General features: G+C 61.9%; 14 protein-coding genes. 11 read left to right on the forward strand and 3 right to left on the reverse strand.

Going from position 1 to position 19,197, the window contains the following annotated elements:
* The first annotated feature begins 124 nt into the window (after window positions 1–124).
* Window positions 125–1,546, forward strand: coding sequence for a pyruvate kinase (pyk, locus tag HMPREF2698_RS05485; RefSeq protein WP_070520168.1), 1,422 nt, complete (start codon window positions 125–127; stop codon window positions 1,544–1,546).
* Between the two features lie 159 nt (window positions 1,547–1,705).
* Here pyk and HMPREF2698_RS05490 read toward each other — a convergent pair whose 3' ends face one another.
* On the reverse strand, window positions 1,706–4,096 hold the full coding sequence (locus tag HMPREF2698_RS05490; RefSeq protein WP_070562733.1) for a glycogen/starch/alpha-glucan phosphorylase: 2,391 nt from the start codon (window positions 4,094–4,096) through the stop codon (window positions 1,706–1,708).
* 145 nt (window positions 4,097–4,241) lie between these two features.
* A complete protein-coding gene (locus HMPREF2698_RS05495; protein ID WP_070562736.1) occupies window positions 4,242–5,450 on the reverse strand; it encodes an amidohydrolase in 1,209 nt (402 codons plus the stop codon).
* A gap of 36 nt (window positions 5,451–5,486) precedes the next feature.
* Between HMPREF2698_RS05495 and HMPREF2698_RS05500 the strand changes: the two genes are divergently transcribed.
* Window positions 5,487–5,885, forward strand: a complete 399-nt coding sequence (locus HMPREF2698_RS05500; RefSeq protein ID WP_070562739.1) for a hypothetical protein — start codon at window positions 5,487–5,489, stop codon at window positions 5,883–5,885.
* Between the two features lie 31 nt (window positions 5,886–5,916).
* On the opposite strand, the gene HMPREF2698_RS05505 is transcribed toward HMPREF2698_RS05500, so the two are convergent.
* On the reverse strand, window positions 5,917–7,035 hold the full coding sequence (locus HMPREF2698_RS05505) for a glycerate kinase (RefSeq protein WP_070563155.1): 1,119 nt from the start codon (window positions 7,033–7,035) through the stop codon (window positions 5,917–5,919).
* A 171-nt stretch (window positions 7,036–7,206) separates the two neighbouring features.
* Here HMPREF2698_RS05505 and gdhA point away from each other — a divergent pair, with 171 nt between their 5' ends.
* From gdhA to ftsY, 9 genes are all read left to right on the forward strand, one after another.
* Window positions 7,207–8,553, forward strand: a complete 1,347-nt coding sequence (gdhA, locus tag HMPREF2698_RS05510; protein ID WP_070562742.1) for an NADP-specific glutamate dehydrogenase — start codon at window positions 7,207–7,209, stop codon at window positions 8,551–8,553.
* A gap of 124 nt (window positions 8,554–8,677) precedes the next feature.
* On the forward strand, window positions 8,678–9,424 hold the full coding sequence (locus tag HMPREF2698_RS05515; RefSeq protein ID WP_070562745.1) for a DivIVA domain-containing protein: 747 nt from the start codon (window positions 8,678–8,680) through the stop codon (window positions 9,422–9,424).
* A 175-nt stretch (window positions 9,425–9,599) separates the two neighbouring features.
* Window positions 9,600–10,139 (forward strand): YceD family protein, encoded by a 540-nt coding sequence (locus HMPREF2698_RS05520; protein ID WP_070562748.1) that lies wholly within the window; start codon window positions 9,600–9,602, stop codon window positions 10,137–10,139.
* Entirely contained in the window at window positions 10,136–10,906 is a 771-nt protein-coding gene (gene rnc / locus HMPREF2698_RS05525; RefSeq protein ID WP_070445456.1) for a ribonuclease III, read from the forward strand. The genes HMPREF2698_RS05520 and rnc overlap by 4 nt, the downstream gene beginning before the upstream one ends.
* 14 nt (window positions 10,907–10,920) lie before the next feature.
* The gene (mutM, locus tag HMPREF2698_RS05530) at window positions 10,921–11,769 is read left to right on the forward strand and encodes a bifunctional DNA-formamidopyrimidine glycosylase/DNA-(apurinic or apyrimidinic site) lyase (RefSeq protein WP_070562751.1); all 849 of its coding nucleotides are present in this window, start codon (window positions 10,921–10,923) and stop codon (window positions 11,767–11,769) included.
* 34 nt (window positions 11,770–11,803) lie between these two features.
* Complete coding sequence (locus HMPREF2698_RS05535; RefSeq protein ID WP_070562754.1) at window positions 11,804–13,330, forward strand: alanine/glycine:cation symporter family protein; 1,527 nt, start codon at window positions 11,804–11,806, stop codon at window positions 13,328–13,330.
* Window positions 13,331–13,639, forward strand: a complete 309-nt coding sequence (locus tag HMPREF2698_RS05540; protein ID WP_070445466.1) for an acylphosphatase — start codon at window positions 13,331–13,333, stop codon at window positions 13,637–13,639.
* A 10-nt stretch (window positions 13,640–13,649) separates the two neighbouring features.
* A complete protein-coding gene (gene smc / locus HMPREF2698_RS05545) occupies window positions 13,650–17,153 on the forward strand; it encodes a chromosome segregation protein SMC (RefSeq protein ID WP_070562756.1) in 3,504 nt (1,167 codons plus the stop codon).
* A gap of 74 nt (window positions 17,154–17,227) precedes the next feature.
* The gene (gene ftsY, locus HMPREF2698_RS05550) at window positions 17,228–19,105 is read left to right on the forward strand and encodes a signal recognition particle-docking protein FtsY (RefSeq protein ID WP_070563158.1); all 1,878 of its coding nucleotides are present in this window, start codon (window positions 17,228–17,230) and stop codon (window positions 19,103–19,105) included.
* The last annotated feature ends 92 nt before the right edge of the window (window positions 19,106–19,197 follow it).

The following is a 19,197-nucleotide window of genomic DNA, read 5'->3' on the forward strand; positions in this document are numbered from 1 at the left end:
CCCGGAGGCGCTCGGGACGAGGGTTGAAAACGCGCTACGAGCGTCATTCGTAGTGGCCGAGACCAGTAAACCGGGGTAGTTTGGGAACCGTTAGAAGCTCCCGATGTGAGTAAGGCATTCCATGTTGGATAGAAGAACCAAAATCGTTTGTACGTTGGGTCCCGCGGTAGCAAGCAAGGAAGGAATCCTTGGCCTCGTTGAAGCGGGCATGGACGTGGCGCGTCTGAACATGTCTCACGGCGAGCACGCGGATCATGAAGCGAACTATCGCTGGGTCCGCGAGGCCACCGATGAGACCGGCCACGCCGTCGGTGTGTTGGCGGACTTGCAGGGTCCGAAGATCCGTCTGGGTCGCTTCATCAACGGTGAAGAGATGTGGAAGGACGGCGAGATCGTCCGCATCACTGTTGAGGACGTGGAAGGCACGCACGACCGCGTGTCCACCACGTACAAGAACCTGGCGAAGGACGCGAAGCCGGGTGACCGCCTGCTTATCGACGATGGCAAGGTCGCCGTCGTGTGCAAGGAAGTCGATGGCAACGACGTCGTCTGTGAGGTCACCGAAGGCGGACCGGTCTCGAACAACAAGGGCGTGTCCCTGCCGGGCATGGACATTTCCGTCCCGGCCCTGTCGGAAAAGGACATCGCAGATCTCCGCTTCGCCTTGAAGCTTGGCGTGGACTTGATTGCTCTGTCCTTCGTGCGTTCCCCGGCCGACGTGGACAAGGTCCACGAGATTATGGATGAGGAAGGCCGCCGCGTTCCGGTCATCGCCAAGCTGGAGAAGCCGGAAGCTGTCGATGCCCTCGAGTCCATCGTGCTGGCATTCGATGCCATCATGATTGCCCGCGGTGACCTCGGCGTCGAGGTGCCGCTGGAGCAGGTTCCGCTGTTCCAGAAGCGCGCCATCCAGATTGCGCGTGAGAACGCCAAGCCGGTAATCGTGGCAACGCAGATGCTCGATTCCATGATTTCCAATCTGCGGCCGACCCGTGCGGAGGCGTCCGACGTTGCCAACGCAGTGCTCGACGGCGCCGATGCAGTCATGCTCTCCGGTGAGACGTCCGTGGGCATCGACCCACAGAATGTCGTGCGCACCATGTCCAAGATCGTCGCGAATGCCGAGCAGGGTGGCCGCGTTCCTCCGCTGACGCACGTTCCGCGCACCAAGCGCGGTGTCGTGTCCTACTCCGCACGCGATATCGCTGAGCGCCTTAACGCGAAGGCAATCGTGGCGTTCACCACCTCCGGTGATACCGCAAAGCGCGTGGCTCGTTTGCACTCGCCGCTGCCGCTGCTTGCCTTTACCCCGCACCCGGCTGTGCGCTCGCAGCTGGCCTTGACCTGGGGCGCCGAGACCTTCCTGAGTGAATCGGTGGAGTCCACCGATAACATGATGGAAGCCATTGATGAGGCGCTGCTGGGGATGGATAAGTACAAGGAAGGCGACATGATCGTCGTCATCGCCGGTACGCCTCCTGGAATCTCTGGTAACACCAACATGATTCAGGTCCACGAGCTGGGTCAGACGCTGCGCGATAAGTAGGGCTCTCGCGCAGTAAGGCAACGCCGCCTCACTCGGCCTCTTTCCCGCAATGGCGGAAGGGGGTAATTGAGTGGGGCGGCGCTTTTGCCTTGAAGGAGCCTTGAAGGACTACCCATCTAAGGGTTAATAGGCACTAGCGCGCCTATTAACCCCGTCTACCTAGACGTTGGCGATGGGAGTCGGGGCCAGCTTCCACACCTCGTTGGCGTAGTCGGCGATTGTGCGGTCGGAGGAGAAGCGGCCGGAGTAGCAGATATTAAGCCATGCCTTCTTGGCCCATGCCAGCTCATCAGCGTCATAGTCGGCTGCCATGCGGTCGCGGGTCTCGCGGTAGTCGGCAAAGTCCCCAAGAACGTAGTAGGTGTCCTGGGCGTGCTCGCCAAATCCATCGAGCAACGAGGAGCGAAGATCTCCAAACATGCCCGCATTTTCAGAGCCCAGCGTGCCATCGGTGAAGGCGTCGAGGACGCGTGCCAAGCCCGGAACCGTGTTGTAGAGCTCACCCGGGTTGTACTCGGCGCGCAGCTGCGGGATCTCCTCGTTGCGGGCACCGAAGATGTAGGCGTTTTCTTCGCCCACTGCCTCGACGATCTCCACGTTGGCGCCGTCCATGGTGCCCAAGGTCAGGGCACCGTTCATCATGAACTTCATGTTGGAGGTACCGGAAGCTTCCTTGCCAGCGACGGAAATCTGCTCGGAGACGTCAGCGGCCGGGATGATGTGCTCGGCGGGGGAGACGTTGTAGTTCTCAACGAAGACCACGTTGAGTACGTCCTTGGTGGCTGGGTCGTTGTTGACCAAGTCACCGATGGCGTTGATGAGCTTGATGATGGCCTTGGCGCGGACATAGCCCGGGGCGGCCTTCGCGCCGAAGATGAAGGTGCGCTTCGGGACGGTCTCGCCGTCGACCTTGATGCGGAAGTACAGGTCCAGGATGTAGAGCGCGTTCATCAGCTGGCGCTTGTACTCGTGCAGGCGCTTAATCTGGACGTCGAAGATGGAATCCGGGTCCACGGTTGCGCCCTGGTGCGCGTCAATCCAGGCGGCGAAATCCTGCTTGTTGGCGCGCTTGATATTGATGAGTTGGCGCAGTACCTTCTCATCCTCTGCCAAAGGAGCCAGCTTCGCCAGCTCAGTCAGATCGGTGACCCAGGCATCGGAGCCAGCTTGTTCTGTGAGCAGGTCGGACAGGCGCGGGTTGCACATGCGCAGCCAGCGGCGCGGGGTCACACCGTTGGTCTTGTTGTTGAACTTCTCCGGCCACAGCTCGTGCCACTCGGAGAGCGTGTCCGCCTTGATGATTTCGGTGTGCAGGGCAGCGACGCCGTTGATGGAGTACGCGGCATAGCAGGCGATCCACGCCATGTGGACGTGGCCGTCGGATACCGGGGCCATGTAGTCGATGCGGCCCTGATCCAAGCCGCGTTGGGCCATGTCCTCGCGGAAGCGGCGGTCGATCTCTTCCACCAGTTCCCAGATGCGCCAGAACAGCTTCTGGAAGATGGACACTTCCCAGCTCTCCAGGGCCTCAGCCAGCACCGTGTGGTTGGTGTAGGCGAAGGTCTCGGTGACGACCTTCCAGGCTTCATCCCAGCCCATCCCGTGTTCGTCGAGAAGCAGGCGGAGCAATTCCGGGATGGCCAGTACCGGGTGGGTGTCGTTGAGCTGGATGCAGTTATACTCAGCGAAGCCGGTGAGGTCCTCGCCGTGGTGCTCGATGTAGTTATCGATCATCTGCTGCAGCGAGGCCGAGACGAAGAAGTACTGCTGGCGAACGCGCAGCACCTTGCCCTCGTAGGTGGTGTCGTTGGGGTAGAGCACGCGGCAGATGTCCATGACGCGCTCGCGCTCCACGATGGCTTCGGTGAAGCGCTGCGAGTTGAAGGCATCGTAGTCGAATTCATCGATAGGCTCGGACTTCCACAGGCGCAGGGTGCCCACGTTATTGGTGCCGTAGCCAGTGATTGGCATGTCATAGGGGATAGCGCGTACGTCCATGTCATCGAAGTGGACCAAGCGCTGCTCGGAGGCACGGCGAATGATGAAGTCGTAGCCGTTTTCCATCCATGCATCCGGCTCCTCGCGCTGGAAGCCGTTCTCGAAGGACTGGCGGAACAAGCCATAGCGGTACAAGAGACCATAGCCGGTCACCGGGTAGTCCTGGGTTACTGCGGAGTCGAGGAAGCACGCGGCGAGGCGGCCCAAGCCGCCGTTGCCGAGTGCGGCATCGTGCTCGGCTTCGAGGACATCAGCCAACTCGTGGCCCGCAGCCCTGGTAGCGGCGCGGGCCTCATCGACGAGACCGACGTTGGTGAGGTTGTTGAGCAGGGCTCGACCCTGGAGGAACTCAGCAGAGAAGTAGTGCTGCTGGCGGGTGGCAGCGTAGGCGCTGCGGGTGGCCTCCCAGTTGTCAGCAATCTGCTCCATTACTGAAGAAGACAAGCCGGACCAGAACTTGCGGTTGGTCGCGGCAGAGGGGGAGACACCAGCAGCGGCGCGGACGTGTCCGGGAACTGCGGTCTGAAAATCGGAGTGCTGGGGTTGACTCATGAAAATCCCTTCACCTTAGGCATAAAAAATGCGGAAAAATACCAATACCCAAGCTTAACCAGTTCCGTATTCAGCTGCAGGCGAGAGCACTGCCAGCCACCGTGCGCTAATCATCACACACGGCGAAAACGTTGTGCCGGGAAGGTTAGCGCCCCAGAAAAGACAGGACGGCTGCAGCCCCGGCGCGGGTGGCCGAGCGCATGGTGGGCTCATAATCCGGCAGGAAAGTGGATTGGTGGTTGACCGGTGGGTTGTGCAGGAGGTGTTCCGGCGTGGAGCCGATGAACCAGAAGTTATAAGGCACGCCCCAGGCTTGTGGGAGATAGCAGAAATCCTCGGAGACGGTGGATGGGGTGGCGCTCACGGAGAGATCAGCAAAGACTGCGTCGAAGGCCGAGCGAATGGTCTCATGAGTGGAAGCGTCATTATCGGTGACTTCGCCATGGGCAAAGTACTCGAAGGTAGGCTCTGCTGGGCATCCCGAGGCTTCACACTCGGCGCGCACCATGCGCTCGAGGGAGGCATAGACGCGCTGCGCCAACTCTGGCTTGTAATAGCGGGTGTTAAGTACGAGTTCGGCGCTGCCCGGAATGATGTTGTTTTTATCGCCCGAATGCAGCTCGCCCACCGAGATGACAAAGAAATCATGGGGAGGGACTTCGCGGCCGACGATGGCCTGCAGGCGGGTGACCACCATGGCGGCCACGTAGGAAGGATCGATGGCCTCGTGCGGCATGGAGGCGTGCGCGGAGCGCCCCGTAATGCGGATGCGGAGGGAATCGCAGCCGGCCAGGATGGGGCCGGCGGTGGACTGCACCTGGCCGGCGGGGCCTGGCATGACGTGTTGACCAAAGCACACATCCGGTGCGGGAACGCGGTCGGTGAGCCCGTCAGCAATCATGTACTTGGCGCCCATGGATGATTCCTCTGCTGGTTGGAACAGTGCTAGGAAGGTGCCGTGCCAGGCCTCGCGGTGGGCGTCGAGAATCGCGCACGCGCCAAGTAATGCCGTCGTGTGCACATCGTGCCCGCAGGCATGCATCGCGCCATTGGTGGCGGCAAAGGGGACGCCGGTTTCTTCCGCAACGGGGAGGGCATCAAAATCCGCCCGCATTAGGGCGGTCGGGCCATCACCGTTGCGGAAGATAGCGACGATGCCGTGGCCGCCGATACCGGTGACCAGCTCGCACTCGTGCTTGTCTAGCTGTTCCAGAATCCGCCCGGCGGTGCGTTCCTCCTCGTGGGACAGCTCCGGGTGGGCGTGCATGTCTTCATAGAAGGCGCGCTGCCAGCTGAGATCGACGGAATCTTCTTTGAGGAGCGAGCTCAGCCGAGAAAGTGTGGGATCTGCCATAGTTACTGTCCTTCAAGTTTGGGTAGGGTTACCTACATGCCATTGATTCACTTTGATGTTCTGGTGCCGGATGCTCAAGCCGAGCGCGTGGCCGAAATCTTTAGCGCTGCTACCCACAAGCTGGTGGATAACGGCTCCTTAGCTTCTGCTGAGGTTACCCGTGTGCCCGATCCTGCACTCCCGGAGGGGCTGGAAGAACAGCTGCGCCAGACCTACCGCGATGAGCATGAAGAGCGTGATTTAGAGGATTCCAATGTCTACCGCTATGCCATCGATGTCGATGGCGTGAAGGGCTCCGTCAATCAGCTGACCATGGTCCTCGCGCGCCTGTTGACGCCCCATTCGGTCCTGCCGAAGGACCACGTGTTGCTGGAAGATGAGCTCGCCCACGAGCGTCCGGCAATTTTCCCGTGGGCGGTGCAGGTGACCCCGTAGTTCTGCTGAAAGCTATAGCCCTCAGAGAGCTTTAGCTCTGCAGAACGCTGCGGACGAGGCGTTCGGCCGCATTGCTTAAGTGCTGGGCGACGTCCCCGCCTTCCTCCCCGTCGAGTTCTTCCAGCAGTGCGCCCTCCGGCGCCGGTGCGGTTGCGGAGCCGGCGATGATGCCGAGGGTTGGTGGCCCAGTCATCTCAGCCAGCGTGCCTACCACTTTTCCGGTAAGCGATTGTTCGTCGAAGCGCCCCTCGCCGGTAAGGACGAGATCCGCCTCGGCGATACGCGTGGGTAGATTGAGTGCTTGGGCTACATACTGGCCGCCCGGCACGATACGGCAGTGCTCCGAGGTGCCCCAGAGCGTGCGCGAAAGCCAGCTCAGGGCGATGGGAATGCCGCCTGCGGCGCCAAAGAATTCGGCCTGTGGGTCGGTCTCCGTGACTTCGCAGAGCCGTAGCATCGCGCCCGCCAGTAGTGCTACTTGTTCGCCCTCAGCGCCTTTTTGTGGGCCGTACATCGTTGCGGCTTGGACGGGCACGGCGCGAGTATCGGTGACCAAGGTGTAGTCCAGCATGGCCGCCTTCATGTTGAGCTGCGCGGTGTCGATGTGGTCGAGGTTGACCAAAGGTGCGCCGCCCTTGGGCAGGGCGTATCCGCGGGCATCGTGGGCGGCGGCGCCGAGCGCGGCGAGGATGCCGAGACCGCCGTCGATGCTGGCGCTGCCGCCGAGGCCAAGAACGATGTGCTTGGCGCCGCGCGATTCGGCGTCGGCCACCAGCACGCCCGTTCCATAGGAATCCGCATGGAGTGGATCGAGGGCGTCGGAAACGGCAGGAAGGCCGGTGGCGGCGGCGACGTCGATGAAGGCTGTGTCACCAACGAGCTGGTAGCTGGCCTCGGTCAGGCGGCCAATGGCATCGGTGGTAGGCAGCGTAATCGTTTGCCCCGCCGTGCCGTGGCGATGAACAGCGGCGCTGGCGAGCACCTCCGCGGTGCCTTCGCCGCCATCGGCCATGGGCAGGGTCGTTACCTTCGCTGTGTCTGCGTGGGGCGAGGAGCTGAGAGCGCGCCGCGCGCCCAATGCAATGGCGGCGGCAGCTTCGGCTGCAGTAGCGGTGCCTTTAAAGGAATCGGGGGCAACAAGAATGCGCATGCCCATGAGTATATGGCAGAGATACGAGAAAAAATTTTCGCGCTCTGACCAGCCCTTAAGGCACGCCACAGTACGGCCATCTTGCAATTTAGGTCGATTGATAGAAAACTATTGCTTGTTCAATGGATGACGCACCGACCGTGAGGAACGGTGCCCAATGAAAGGATTGCCATGTCCATCGACCAGCAAATCTCCGATTACTACAGCAAGCTTCTCAAGCGTAATGCTGGCGAACCGGAATTCCATCAGGCACTCGCTGAGGTACTCGACTCACTGAAGATCGTCCTCAATAAAGACCCTCACTACGCTGATTACGGCCTGGTCGAGCGACTGTGCGAGCCCGAGCGTCAGCTCATCTTCCGCGTGCCGTGGGTGGATGACAGCGGCCAGATTCAGGTCAACCGCGGTTTCCGCGTGCAATTTAACTCCGCGCTCGGCCCCTACAAGGGCGGCCTGCGTTTCCATCCGAGCGTCAATCTGGGCATCATCAAGTTCCTCGGCTTCGAGCAGATTTTCAAGAACTCCCTGACCGGCCTGCCTATCGGCGGCGGCAAGGGCGGTTCTGACTTCGACCCGAAGGGTAAGTCAGAAGCCGAGGTCATGCGTTTCTGCCAATCCTTCATGACGGAGCTGCACAACCACATTGGTGAATACCGCGACGTCCCGGCCGGTGATATTGGCGTGGGCGGACGCGAAATCGGTTTCCTGTTCGGCCAGTACCGCCGACTGGAGGGCAAGCACGAGTCTGGCGTTCTTACCGGCAAGGGTCTGAGCTGGGGTGGCTCCCTCGTGCGTACCGAGGCTACCGGTTACGGCCTGGTGTATCTGACCTCGGAAATGATGAAGGCCCATGGTGAGTCTTTCGACGGCGCCAAGGTGATTGTCTCCGGTTCCGGAAATGTTGCCATCTACGCCGCCGAAAAGGTGCAACAGCTCGGCGGTACCGTCGTCGCGATGTCTGACTCCTCCGGCTACATCACCACCCCGAACGGTGTGGACCTAGAGCTACTCAAGGAGATTAAGGAAGTTCGCCGCGAGCGCATTTCCACCTACGCCGGCGAAGCGGGTGCGGGCGTGGAGTATCACGAGGGTGGCAACGTATGGGAGGTCAGCGCCGACGTTGCCTTGCCGTGCGCTACCCAAAACGAGCTCGACGGCGAGGACGCCAAGCTCCTGGTCAAGAATCAGGTGCGCTATGTTGCCGAAGGCGCGAACATGCCCTGTACCCCGGATGCCGCCCACTACTTTGTGGAAAATGGCATCGCCTTCGCGCCGGGTAAGGCCGCAAATGCAGGTGGTGTGGCGACCTCTGCGCTGGAGATGCAGCAGAACGCCTCCCGTGACTCCTGGACCTTCGAGTACACCGACCAGCGCCTCCACGAGATCATGTCCAATATCTTCCGCAATATCGATAAGACTTCTAAGGAATATGGCTTGGAGGGTGACTATGTCGCGGGTGCTAACATCGCTGGCTTCAAGAAGGTGGCTGATGCCATGCTGGCGCAGGGCGTGATCTAGCCCCAGCCTTTCCCTATTCCTCTCTATGCCTTGGTTTAACCTCCCCACTGAGTGGGGAGGTTTTCGCCGTTTCTTCCCGCGTGGGATACGTCGCGGTGCGTATGTGCTTGGTTAGGCTGGTGCCATGTACCGCGTATTTGAGTCCCTCGATGAACTTGTTCGCAACCTGGAACAGGCCTATGCCGTTCCCATGACCTCTAATTGCATGGTCCCGCGCCACGAGATGCTGGCGCTTCTCGACGATCTCCGCAACGCTCTCCCGGTCGAAATGGATGATGCCCAGGACGTCTTGGACAAGCAGGATGAGATCCTGCAGGGTGCAGAAGAACGCGCGGAGCAGATTATTTCTGAAGCCAATGCCGAGGCTGATGACACCGTGACCCGTGCGCGTGAGGATTCGGACGCCATGCTGGCCGACGCCCAACATCGCGCCACCACCCTTGTCGCCCAGGCAGAGGACGAGGCCAGCAACCTGGTGGACAACGCACGCTCCGACGCCGAGCGCACCCGCGCCCAAGCAGATGAGGAATACCAGCGTGCCGTCGCTGCAGGCCAAGCTGAACAAGACCGCTTGGTCTCCGAATCCGAGGTCGTGCGCCGCGCCGATGATGAGGCGCACCGTATCGTGGAGACCGCGCACTCTGAGTCCAACCGTCTGCGCACCGAGTGCGATGAATTCGTTGACGCCAAGCTCGGGGAATTCGAGACCACCTTGTCTGACCTCCTGCGCACCGTGAATAACGATCGCTCCGCTCTGCGCCGAGGTGCTGGTGTGCGCTCTCGTGGGGAAGCGCGTGGCGAGGGACGCGGCGCTGTGCGCGAGACTCGGGAACCGGCGCGCCGGGCGCCGCGTGCGCCCCGCGACTACTAGAGGGGACTAATGCGCGGCCGCTCCGCGCGCCAGGAGATGAGTGCAGCAAAAGCGAGAACAGCGCCGAGGACAGAATCGAGCTGTTAGGCCAAGTGCTTAAGCGCCTATGCCCCAGCATTCAGGTCTTTGCCAGTCTAGGGCGCGCGGGCCAGCACAGGGTAAGCTGGTGGGCGCTATGAAATCACCATTGAAGTTCGACGTGACGGAATTGCTCCGCAGCCAAGGAACCGACGCGCTGCCTGAGCACCGCGTGCAGACCGGACCCGCGCCAGAGCGCATCGGCGTGGAAATGATCGGCATCCCGGAAGGTACTGAGGTTAAGGTGGATGCCACCTTGACCCCGTTGGGCTCTGGTGTGTTGGTGGACGCTGATATCACCGGCACCCTCAGCGGCGAATGCGCCCGCTGCCTGGCAGAGCTGCACCCGGAACTGGATCTCCATGTATCCCAGGTGTTTTCCGCAGATGAGTCCTTCGTCAGCGGGGATGAGACCGAGGAGGAGGATCGCGGTTCCGGTGATGAGGTTCCCGAGATCAAGGATGGAATCCTCGACCTCCTCCAGACCGTGATCGATGAGGCAGGTTTATCCCTTCCCTTTGCGCCAACGTGCGAGGATGGTTGCGAGGCGGATGCTCCCGATGGAGTAACCACGGGGGTCTCTGGGGAAGAAGAGCGCGTGGATCCGCGTTGGTCTGGTTTGGAGAAGTTCCTATGAGCAAGAAGAAGAAACTCACTGGTGAACAGGCACTAGCCGCGGCCTTCGCGGAGGTAGATCACGCCCCGCTGCTAAAAGCACTCGGCGTGGAGATCAGCGATGAGCTGCTGTGCTTGGCACTGACCCACCGCTCCTTCGCCAACGAGAACGGGCACCTGCCCAACAACGAGCGCCTCGAGTTCCTGGGGGATGCCGTCTTGGGCTTGTCCATCGCGGCCAAGCTCTACGACAAGTACCCCTCGCGCCCCGAGTCGGATATTTCTAAGATGCGTGCCTCCATCGTGTCGCGCTATGGCCTGTCCGATGTCGCCCGCGAAATCGGCGTGGGTGAGCACGTCCTGTTGGGCAAGGGTGAGCAATCTACTGGCGGCCGTGACAAGGACTCCATCTTGGCCGATACCACCGAGGCCATCCTCGGGGCTATCTACCGCCAGCATGGTTTTGAGGTTGCCCGCGGGGTGGTGCTGAAGCTGTTCGCCGCCAAGATTGACAACGCCGTGGTGTCCGGCCGTCATATGGACTGGAAGACCACCTTGCAGGAGCTGTGCGCGGAGCTGAAGGCCGCGATGCCGGTGTACTCGGCCACCTCGACGGGTCCTGAGCACGATCAAACCTTCAACGCCGTGGCCACCGTGGCCGGTTTGACCGTGGGTAGGGGAACAGGGCATAACAAGAAGCTCGCCGAGCAGCAGGCAGCGGAAGAAGCGTGCCAAGCATTGCGCGAGACACCCTTGCTGGTGCAGGGCACCGCCGGCAAAGAGAGCTAAGCCACGAGAATTCGATGCCAGAACTTCCCGAAGTCGAGTCTGTTCGCAGCGGACTCGAGCCCTATCTTGTGGGGCGCTCCTTTGCTGCAGTAGATGTTCTCCACCCGCGCGCCAACCGGGGCCAGGAAGCCCCGCTGTCCGCGCTGCTGGTGGGCAGGAAGATTGCCGCGGTGGCGCGCCGCGGCAAGTTCATGTGGCTGGAGTTCGCCGACGAGGATCACACCGACCCAGCTCGCGATGTGCTCTTCATCCACCTCGGCATGTCGGGGCAGGTGCGGATCGGCGAGGTGGATTCGCCGCACGTGCGCATCGCCGCCGTGCTTGATGACGCCACCCGTCTCAGCTTCGTGGACCAGCGCACCTTCGGCTATTGGCGTCTCGGGCCGTGGCTGAGGATGGCACATATCGCTCCCGATCCTCTCGAAACAGACTTCGACCTGACCGCGGCAGGGCGGCGCCTGCGCGCGAAACGCACCGCGGTCAAGGTGGCTTTGCTCGACCAAACGGTGCTCAGCGGGGTGGGCAATATCTATGCTGATGAGGCGCTGTGGGCGGCCCAGATTTCTCCGCTGAAGAAGGCTAGTGCTCTGCGGCAGCGCGATGCCGTCGCTGTGATTTCTGCGGCCGCCGACGTCATGCGCTCCGCCCTCGCCGTTGGCGGAACCAGCTTTGATGCGTTGTACGTCAACGTTAACGGCGAATCCGGATATTTTGACCGTTCCTTGCACGTATATGGGAGGGGCGGTCAGCCCTGTGATCGCTGTGGCGAAGAAATCCTGAAAACCGTGCTAGGTGGGCGTGGTACTCACTATTGCCCGTATTGCCAGAGCCGCGCCGCGGGGAGGAAGTTGGCGGCCAACTAGGACGATTCTGGTGTGAGTTATTAATGTGTAACCCATGCAAGAAATCTTCAGCACCGTGATTGGTGTCATTAACGACAGCCTGTGGTCCTATGTCCTGCCATGGCTGCTTATCGCCGCGGGCCTCTTCTTCGGCATCCGCACCGCCGTGGTGCAGGTCCGCATGGTGCCGGACATGTTCAAGGCGGTCGTCGAGAAGCCCAAGGGCGTCGGCGTCGATGAGGATGCCGACTATGGCGGAATCTCTGCCTTCAAGGCATTTACCATTTCAGCGGCCTCTCGTGTGGGCACCGGCAACGTTGCAGGCGTGGCCGTGGCTATCTCCGTGGGTGGCCCCGGCGCGGTGTTTTGGATGTGGCTCATCGCCATCCTGGGTGGTGCGACAGCATTCGTGGAGTCGACCCTGGCGCAGCTGTGGAAGGTGCGTGAGGGGGACGCCTACCGCGGTGGCCCGGCCTATTACATGTCCCGTGGCCTGGGGTGGAAGCCTTTAGCAACCATCTTCTCCGTGGCCATCGCCATTACCTTTGGCTGGTTCTACAATGCGTTCCAGACCAACGCCATTTCCGATTCTTTGGCGGCCTCTTTTGGCCAGGATTCCGCGGCCTTCAAGGCAGGCGTGGGCATCGCAGTCGTCGCCGTGTCCGGGCTCATCATCATCGGTGGCGTGCAGCGCATCGCCTCGATGACCCAGTTTATCGTGCCGTTTATGGCGGGCGCCTATCTCATCTTGGGTCTCATCGTCGTTATTGTGAACTTTGACAAGGTGCCGGACATGGTCGTCTCGATCGTGGGCTCTGCCTTTGGCTTCCGGGAAGCTGCCGGTGCCACCGTGGGCATGGCGATGCTGAAAGGTATCCAGCGTGGTTTGTTCTCCAACGAAGCGGGCGAAGGTTCGGCGCCGAACGCTGCAGCGACGGCGACGGTGTCCCACCCCGTTAAGCAGGGCCTGGTGCAGACCCTCGGCGTGTACTTCGACACCCTGGTGGTGTGTACAATTACCGCCTTCATCATTCTCTTGGGCACCGATTTCGAGCGTTTCGGCTCTGATGCGATTGAGGGCGTGACGCTGACCCAGAATGCGCTCTCCGGCGTGGTGGGTGAGTGGGGCATCCACTTCGTCACCTTCATCCTGTTCTTCCTGGCTTTCTCCTCGATTCTGGGCAACTACTACCTTGCCGAGTCCAACGTGGAGTACCTCTCCGGGAAGAAGTGGGTGCTGTGGACTTTCCGTCTCATCGTTCTGGCCTTTGTTTTCTACGGTGCGGTGGCCCCGCTAGGTACCGTGTTCGACCTGGCCGATACCGGCGCTGCCATCATGGTTCTGCTCAACGTGTGCGCCATCGTGCCGCTGTCTGGCGTGGCTATCAAGCTGCTGAAGAACTACAACGAGCAGCGCCGCAAGGGCCTGGATCCCGTCTTCCACCGTGATATGCTGCCGGAACTGCACAACGTCGAGTGCTGGGATGGTACGGATCCGGTCACGCGCCGCAGCGCGGAGGACCGTCGCCGTCTCGATCACGAATTTGACTTGAGCGACCGCACAAACTTGAGGGAGTACTAGATGGCAGACACGGCAGCAGCCTCTGCAGGCCATGAACGCCTCACAGCTTTCGTTCTTGGACACGTCCAAGGCGTGGGCTTTCGCTGGTGGACGCGTTCCCGCGCCCTCGAACTAGGGCTGGCTGGGCACGCGACGAACCTCCAGGACGGACGCGTCCAGGTGGTTGCTGAAGGCCCGCGTGCTGACTGCGAGAAGTTGCTGGCCTTGCTGCGTGAAGAACCGTCGACCACCCACCGTCCAGGCGTGGTGAACGCCGTGGTGGAGCAGTGGGCCGCCCCGCGCGGTGAGTCGGGCTTCATCGAGCGCTAAACTTATTCGAATGCACCTCAAATCGCTCACGCTCAAAGGATTCAAGTCCTTCGCGTCCGCGACGAACCTGAAATTCGAGCCCGGTATCTGCGCCGTGGTGGGCCCGAATGGCTCAGGTAAATCAAACGTCGTCGATGCGCTCGCGTGGGTCATGGGTGAAGGCAGCGCCAAGACACTGCGCGGCGGCAAGATGCAGGACGTCATTTTTGCCGGTGCCGGGGACCGCAAGGCCCTCGGCCGCGCAGAGGTCACACTGACGATTGACAATTCCGATGGTGCCTTGCCCATCGAGTATTCAGAGGTTTCCGTCACCCGCCGCATGTTCCGGGATGGCGCGAGCGAATATGAGATCAATGGGGCGAAAGCGCGCCTCATGGATATCCAAGAGCTGCTGTCTGATTCCGGCATTGGCCGGGAGATGCACATTATCGTGGGCCAGGGAAAACTGGCGGAGATTCTGGAATCCCGCCCGGAAGATCGCCGCGCCTATATCGAAGAAGCCGCGGGCGTGCTCAAACACCGCCGCCGCAAAGAAAAAGCGCAGCGCAAGCTGACGGGCATGCAGGCCAATCTGGATCGCCTGCAGGACTTGACCGATGAGCTGGGCAAACAGCTCAAGCCGCTGGCGCGCCAAGCGGAGGCCGCCCAACGTGCAGCCACTGTGCAAGCGGATTTGCGCGATGCCCGCCTGCGCCTTGCTGGTGACCGTGTGGTGCGGTTGCGCGCGACATTCGATGACGCTGAGAAACGCGCGGCGGTGCTCGCCGAGCAGGTCGAGGAAGTGACAGCCCAGCTGGAAGAGGCGACCGAGATCCAGCTTGAGGTAGAGGCCGAGTTGGGGGATGTCACGCCGCGCGCGGAGGCCGCGCAGAAGCTGTGGTTCGAGTTATCGACCCTCAGCGAGCGAATCTCTGCCACGCAGCGCATCGCGGCCGAGCGCGCCAGCAACGTTGGCTCACAGGTGGCCTACGCGGGCCAGGATCCGGAGGAGCTCGAGGCACGTGCCCAGCGAGCCGATGAGGAGCACGAAGAGTTGCTGGCCGTGGCCGAAGAGGCTGCAGAGCGCTTGGAATCTATCCGGGAGGAAGTGGCCGAGCGCCGGGAAGCCTTCGAGGCTGCTGATAAAGAACACATGGCGCAACTGCGCGCCATTGCGGATCGCCGTGAAGGCGTGGTTCGCCTCATCGCCGCCGAGGAGAACTTGGCGGGTCAGGTCAGCTCCGCGGAGTCTGAGTTAGCGCGTCAGGAAGAGACTTTAGCGAATACGAAGTCGCGCACTAGGGGAGCACAGACGGAAGCCGATGAGGTGGCGGACAAGCTGGAGCACTTGGCTGCCGAGCGTGAGCCGCTGGAGGAAGCGCATGTGCGCGCGGCCAGCGAATCTGCCGCGGCCGATAAACGCTTGGAGCAGCTGCGTGATGCCCAGCGGGAGCACGAGCGTACCGTCTATAGTTTGCGCGCTCGGATCGATACCCTTGGCCAGACCGTTCCGGAAGCACTCGAGCTGGGGGAGGGATTCAAACCTCTCGCAGAGTTCATTTCTACTCGCTATGAGACAGCCGTTGCGGCAGCACTCGGTTCCTTTGCGGAGGCCCAAGCCGGCGCGGTGAGCGGGGACATCGTGCGCGACTTGGCGCAGGCGAGCCGCACGCCGCTGATCGACGTCGCTGCGGAACCCACCGGTTCAGCCTGGCGCCTTGACGCGGACTTGCCCTCCGGGGCGAGCTGGCTGCTGGATCACATGGTCTTGGTCCCGGAAGTATCGGCGGCGGTGACGCGGTTGCTCTCCGACGTGGTCCTGGTTGATGACTATGGCGCGGCCCGTGAACTTATTGCGGAGGATCCGCGCTTGCGTGCTGTGACCTCTGAGGGCCTGCTCGTCGGCGAAGGCTGGGTGGAGGCAGGAACAGGCGCCGTCTCCACCGTTGAGGTAAGCGGCCAGATTGCGGAGGCCGAGCAACAACTGGAATCAGCCACTCATGAGCTGGAGGAGCTATCCGGCACGCTCGAAGGCGCGAAGCTGGCGGCGGACGATGCACGCGTAGGTGCGGCGAGTGCCAAGGCCGCACTGCGGGAGCACGATCACGAACTCGAAGCGTGGAAGCGCGATCACCAGCGCTTGCTCAAGCAGTACGAGGCAAACAAGGCTGAGCATGAAAAAGCCGCCGCCCGCGCCACGGATATCGAGGTGCAGTTAGCCCGCCTGCGCGAAGAACTGGCGGAGGCGCGTGACCGCTTGTCGCGCGTGGACGCTGAAGAGCAGGCTGATGAACCCTCCTCGGTGGAACGCGATGCTGCCTCGACGGCCCTGGAACAGGTCAAGGCCATGGAGGTAGAGGCCCAGATGGCGGCCCGCAGTGCGGAGGAAAAGGTCGGCCAAGCAGCGGGCAGGGGAGAGGCCCTGCGGCGCCAAGCCCAGCACGAACGCCAGGCCAAAGCCCGCCACGACCAGGCGATGGCCCGCCGGCAAGCACAGGCGCGGTTGGCGGGGACTGTCGACAAGCATGCCCAAGATTTGGCTGCCCGGACCGCGCAGGCACTCGAGCGGGCCGCCGAGGAACGCGATGAGCTGGTCACCCAGCGCGGCGTGCTGCAGGGGCGTGCACAATCGGCGAAGCAGGCGGTCTCCTCGACCCGCCAGCAGCTTGATCGCCTGACCGACTCCGCGCATAACTCTGAGATTGCCCGCAGCCAGGCCCAAGTGCGGGTGGATGAGGCCGAGGGCAAGATCGTGGAGCAGCTCGGCATTGCTATCCCCGACCTGCTCAAGGAGTACACACCGGGTGAGGACTTCGATCGCTCCGCCGAAACCAAGCGGTTGAAGCAAGCCGAGAAGGACCTCAACTCCTTGGGCAAGGTCAACCCGTTGGCCTTGGAGGAGTACAAGGCTCTGGAGGAGCGCTATAGTTTCCTGTCCACGCAATTAGATGACGTGATTCAGGCCCGCAAGGATCTGACTGGCGTTATCGAAGATGTGGATGCGCAAATCTTGCAGCTGTTCACGGATGCCTGGCATGACGTGGAAGCGGAGTTTCCCAAGGTCTTCCAGACGCTGTTCCCGGGCGGCGAAGGTCGTCTCATCCTCACGGAGCCGGATGACATGCTGGCCACCGGCATCGAGGTGGAGGCCCGCCCGCCGGGTAAGAAGGTGAAGCGCTTGTCACTGCTCTCGGGCGGCGAGAAGTCCTTGACGGCCCTGGCTATGCTCGTGGCGATTTTCCGTGCGCGTCCCTCACCGTTCTACGTCATGGATGAGGTGGAAGCCGCGCTTGACGACGTCAACCTGCGCCGCCTCATCGCACTTTTCGAGGAGCTGCGTAAGGATTCTCAGCTCATCGTCATTACCCACCAGAAGCCGACGATGGACGTAGCCAACGTGCTCTATGGAGTGACGATGCGCGGCGATGGCGTGACGCGCGTGATTTCGCAGCGCATGTCCCGTGCTGGTGAGGCGCCGGGCACAGCACAGGCGGCGGAGGACGCCACACGTCTCGGCGTGGATGCCCCGCGCTAGGGTGGGGCTTGCGCCCAGCACTTTTCACCCTCCTTATCGTGCCGGATGTGGACAACCCTGGCACTATGGAGGGCATGAATACTACTTTTATGTGGATTGCGATAGCAGTCATCGTCCTGATTCTGCTCGTGGTCTTGTTCGTTGTCTTGGGCAAGAAGCGCGGCGAGTCAAAGAAGGTTTCCTTCGAAAAGCCTGCGGAGGAGCCTAAGGAGCTGACCCAGCAACAGAAGTCCGGCAACTACCAAGCTAAGTCTGGTTTTAATTTTGCCCCGGCTGGCGGCGGCGCTACCAAGGAACCTGTGCCTGCGGCTAAGACTGAGGAGCCCACACCGGCCGAGCCCAAAGCTCAGCCGCAAGCGGAGAAGAAGTCTGAGCAGCGTGATGCCACCGAGCTAGCGAACGCTCAGCTCAAGGGTGAGGAGGAGACACCGAAGGCAGCGAAGCCTGCGGCAGGACCGACGCCTGAGGCAGAGCCGAAGTCTCAGGCAGAGCCGAAGCCGGAACCCGTCGCAGACGCGAAGCCGGTGAGCGCGCCGGAACCGGCTGCACAGAAGGAGTCGGCAAAGGTAGAAGAAGAGAAAGATTCTTCCGCTGGCGTTGTCGCGGCAGGTGCCGCGGGCACTGCAGCCGCTGGTGCTGCCGTACCCGGTGTCGCTGCCGTTGAGAAGGATGAGAAGGACACGGAGGAAGCTGTCCCGGCCACCGAACCGGAGACTGCTGAACCGGAGATGGCCGAACCGAAACCGGTAGTCGAGGCCCCGAAGGTAGAGGAGGAGTCTCCGGAGGCACCTGAGGTTCCGGCTGAGAAGGAGCCTTCCGTCCAGTCTGAGGCCGACGAAGAAACAGCGGCAGAGGCAGAAGAAGTAGAAGCCGATGCCGATGCAGAGGCAGAGGAGGCTGCCGCGGCGGCGGGGGCCCAGGCGGCGTCGGCAAGCGCGGCACTTGAAGCTGAGCCGGAGGAGCTAGAGGTATCCGACGACGCTGAGGTGGTTGAGGCTCCGGCAGCCCAGCCGCAGGAGGATATTGCGCCGGCTGCCGGCCGCTTGGGCAAGCTGCGCGGGCGCCTGTCGCGCTCGCAAAACGCCATCGGCCAAGGCCTCATGGGTATTCTCTCCGCTGGTGACCTCGATGATGATGCCTGGGAGGAAATCGAAGACACCCTCATCATGGCGGATTTGGGTACGAAGTCCACGATGCAGGTCACTGATTCTCTGCGTGAGAAGATTGCGGAGCGCGGAGTGAGCTCTGAGGCAGAAGCGCGGGCGATGCTGCGCGAAGCCCTCATCGAGGTAGGCCACCCGGAGATGGACCGCTCCATCAAGGCCATGCCGAATGAGGGAAAACCCGCTGTCATCATGGTCGTCGGCGTCAACGGCACCGGCAAGACCACCACGACCGGCAAGCTGGCCCGCGTGCTCGTATCGATGGGCCACAACGTCTTGCTCGGCGCGGCGGATACCTTCCGTGCAGCAGCTGCTGACCAGCTGGAGACCTGGGGCCGCCGCGTGGGCGCTACCACCGTGCGCGGCAAGGAAGGCGCGGACCCGGCTTCCGTGGCCTTCGACGCAGTGGCCGCTGGCGTTGACCAAGGCGTGGACGTCGTTCTTGTTGACACCGCTGGCCGTCTACACACCTCCGTGGACCTCATGGACCAGTTGGGCAAGGTCAAGCGCGTGGTAGAGAAGAAGACGGACGTCGATGAGGTCTTGCTCGTCTTGGACGCGACGGTGGGGCAGAACGGTCTGACCCAGGCCCGCATCTTCCGCGATGTCGTCGACATCACCGGCGTTGTCCTGACCAAGCTCGATGGCACAGCTAAGGGCGGCATCGTCTTCCAGGTACAGGAGGAACTCGGCGTGCCGGTCAAGCTCGTGGGCCTCGGCGAGGGCGCAGATGACCTCGCACCGTTTGAGGTTGAAGGCTTCGTTGATGCCTTGCTGGGGGAGAAGTAAGACCTTATAGATCTCTGGGCTAGACCTAAGTTCTTTCGAGACGCAGCGCCTCCTTTGCGGGGCGCTTTCGTCATCTTCGTCCCATTAAAAAT

Source organism: Corynebacterium sp. HMSC072A02, assembly GCF_001810085.1.
Taxonomy (GTDB): Bacteria; Actinomycetota; Actinomycetes; order Mycobacteriales; family Mycobacteriaceae; genus Corynebacterium; species Corynebacterium hesseae.